The organism is Microcystis sp. LE19-41.2A (genome assembly GCF_027530405.1).
GTDB classification, from domain to species: domain Bacteria; phylum Cyanobacteriota; class Cyanobacteriia; order Cyanobacteriales; family Microcystaceae; genus Microcystis; species Microcystis aeruginosa.
Map to the genome: position 1 here is coordinate 1 of NZ_JAPZQJ010000573.1, position 3,239 is coordinate 3,239.

At 48.7% G+C, this 3,239-nt stretch carries 3 protein-coding genes; all 3 read left to right on the forward strand.

Features of this window, described 5'->3' with window-relative positions; genetic code table 11:
* Nucleotides 1-381 precede the first annotated feature (381 nt).
* Entirely contained in the window at nt 382-1,452 is a 1,071-nt protein-coding gene (locus O9290_RS24145) for a formylglycine-generating enzyme family protein (RefSeq protein WP_288057884.1), read from the forward strand.
* Nucleotides 1,453-1,584: 132 nt separating this feature from the next.
* Entirely contained in the window at nt 1,585-2,856 is a 1,272-nt protein-coding gene (locus O9290_RS24150; protein WP_288057886.1) for a glycosyltransferase, read from the forward strand.
* A 120-nt stretch (nt 2,857-2,976) separates the two neighbouring features.
* A partial coding sequence (locus tag O9290_RS24155; protein ID WP_288087623.1) for a helix-turn-helix domain-containing protein occupies nt 2,977-3,239 on the forward strand: 263 nt, incomplete at its 3' end.

The window sequence follows — 3,239 nt, forward strand, 5'->3', positions numbered from 1 at the left end:
GAAAATAAGGCTTTTGACCTGTTAAAATCTGATGTTAGTGCAAGAAAATAGGATTGGGACATTCAAAAACCTTGCATTATTCTCCTCGTAGTACATAAACTGGTACAAAAAAAGAGGGCAACAAAGCCTGAAACGACCGACTCCTGACGACCGGCTACTGACTCCTACCCCCAGGAAAAACTTTTTCAGCAAACCCTAAGTAGGTAGGTGTTAAAAGTTGTCAGACACCCCCCTTATCAAGGGGGGCAGGAGGGATCCCCCCGCCTATCGGCACCCCCCTTATCAAGGGGGGCAGGGGGGATCGAACCCAAAATCTATCTTCAATTTAATTATAACTACTTACTTAGAAATGCCTAAATATCAGACCAGTCTCCTAAAAATATGAACTATCCCCCTAATCCCCTCTTAAACCGACGTAGTTTGCTGAAATTAGCGGCCCTAGCCGGAGGAAGTGCCGGACTAGCTACCCTTCTCTCCTCTCGGCTCAGTTATTCTGCCGACCAAAACCAAGCTAGTGCCGAGAATATAGAGGCAATAGAGGAATTTTTGCGGCAAATTCGCCCAGTAAATTCGCAAAATCTCCAGTGGACAGAATATAGCTTTGAAACAGTTACCGTTGATCGTCGAGGGCAAATTATCGATCGCCGTCAGGGTAGCGCTCGCTCCTGGCGCGAACCTTTAGGCAACGGCAGCGAACTAGAAATGGTGGCTATTCCGGGGGGCAGTTTTCGACGCGGCTCGAAAAATGAGGAAAAAGGCGATCATACTAGCAGTGAAAAACCAGAAAATTCCCTGACGACGGCGGCTTTTTTTCTGAGCAAATACCCGATCACCCAAGCACAATGGCGAGCGATCGCCCAACTACCCAAAATTAATCTCGAACTCAACCCGGCGCCCTCCTTTTTCCAAGGCGATAACTTGCCTGTTGAAAGAGTCTCCTGGTACGAGGCGATCGAATTTTGTCAAAGACTCTCCCGATCCACCGGCAAAGATTACCGACTAGCGAGTGAATCACGCTGGGAATACGCCTGTCGCGCCGGTACAACCACCCCCTTTTACTGCGGGGAAACCCTCACCAGCGAGCGCGCCAATTACTTTGCCGTCTATGATCCCTACGCGGAAGAACCAGCCGGCGCCTATCTGGCTAGGACTACCCCGGTGGGCAGTTTCGCCCCCAATAATTTCGGTCTCTACGATATGCACGGCAACGTGGGCGAATGGTGCGCCGATAGCTGGCACCGGAATTACGAGGGAACCCCGCCCCTGGATGGTAGTGCTTGGTTAGACAGGGATACTCGCTTGCAGCCCCGTTATCGTTCCGCCCGTTTAGTGCGAGGGGGCAGTTGGGGCGATGAAGCTAGGCACCTACGCAGTGCCAATCGCACCTTTTGCCTTCCCGATCAACACCACAGTGTCTTGGGTTTACGAGTCATGGCCGATAGTACCGGTTAATCAATGCTTGTGTCCGCCCAAGAGACGACAAAGGTATGGTTCAATAGGTTAGGTTGCCAAAAGCATTCAGAATCTTCTGCCGTTGTCAGTGCGTCTATAGCTAAATCAACCGCGAGTGAGGTCAAATTTTTCATGAAGGTACAGCAGTCTCTCTTAACTCCCCCCACAGGAGATCTACAGGTACCTTTATCTCCTCCTCCCCCGGACGACGGCAACCTAGAAGCAGAAAAAAATTATCCTCTCAGCCTGTCTCTAGTCATTCCCACCTACAATGAACGGCAAAATATCGTTCAATTAGTCAACATTCTCAGTCAAATACTTGACGAAGCCCTTCCCAACGATTACGAACTGATCGTTGTCGATGATAATAGTCCTGATCGCACTTGGGAAGTCGCCGCGTCTTTAATCCCTAAATATCCCCAGCTGCGAGTGCTGCGTCGGGAGGGAGAAAAAGGCCTATCCTCGGCAGTGGTGAGGGGGTGGCAAGTGGCACGGGGCGACATACTTGGGGTCATCGATGCCGATTTACAGCATCCCCCGGAAGTGTTATTAAAATTATTCGAGCAAACCAGAGCCGGAGCCGATCTCGCCCTGGCTAGTCGCCATGTGGAAGGGGGTGGAGTCAGCCAATGGAGTCTGACTCGACGCTTCCTCTCCCGGGGGGCGCAGCTGTTGGGATTAGTCATTCTGCCTAACGTGGTGGGACGGGTATCGGATCCGATGAGTGGCTATTTCATGGTTAATCGACAAGCGATCGCTGGCCCGATCTTAAACCCGATGGGCTATAAAATCCTCCTCGAAGTTATCGGTCGCGGCAATATCGACCGGATCGCCGAAGTGGGTTACGTTTTCCAAGAGCGTCAAGACGGTGAAAGCAAAGTCACCTGGCAACAATACATCGAATATATCCTGCACCTGCTGAAATTGCGTTCCCGCGGTCGTTTCGGTGGTCTGAAAAGGCGTTGGCAATTCCCCCTCGCTCGCTTTCTTCGCTTTAGTTTGGTCGGGTTTAGTGGCGTATTCGTCGATATGGCTATCTTTTATCTCCTCAGCGATCCCACTACCCTCGCTTGGGGAGTAACTCGCAGTAAGATTATCGCCGCCGAGGTGGCTATTATTAATAATTTTCTCTGGAATGATCGCTGGACTTTTGGCGATTTGTCCACTGGCCAAAATCAGTGGCAGCAGCGTTTCAAACGTTTTCTTAAATTTAATCTTATTTGTTTGGCCGGTTTGATCCTCAACGTCCTGCTCTTGAACTTTTTCTTCAATGTCTTACATATTAATCGTTATATTGCTAACTTAATTGCGATCGCTATGGTGACAATCTGGAATTTCTGGATCAATCTCAAACTTAGTTGGCGTGTGACGGAGGTTAAACCCGAAAAGTCCGGCAAGCCATAGGAAAGCCTTTGAAAACTTTCCCTCTCATCGGAAAATTTGGATCTGAAACCCCGTCGTTCTAGGTTGGCTTTACTGTTAAATATGAGCATCGTTTACGAAATATATGCTAAAATGTGAGGTATGGAAAAAGCCTACTCGTTTCGATTTTACCCCACACCCGAACAAGAGTCGCTATTGCGGCGCACATTGGGCTGTGTAAGATTGGTTTACAATAAGGCACTCCATCTCAGAACACAAGCATGGTACGAAAGACAAGAAAGAGTAGGATATACTGAAACTTCTTCAATGCTAACCGATTGGAAAAAACAAGAAGAATTAAACTTTCTCAATGAAGTTAGCTGTGTACCTTTACAACAAGGGTTAAGACACCTACAAACAGCTTT

Excerpts from the sequence above, each read along its gene's own strand:
- O9290_RS24145 (WP_288057884.1), top strand. The coding sequence starts at position 382 with ATGAACTATCCCCCTAATCCCCTCTTAAACCGACGTAGTTTGCTGAAA.
- O9290_RS24150 (WP_288057886.1), top strand. The coding sequence starts at position 1,585 with ATGAAGGTACAGCAGTCTCTCTTAACTCCCCCCACAGGAGATCTACAG.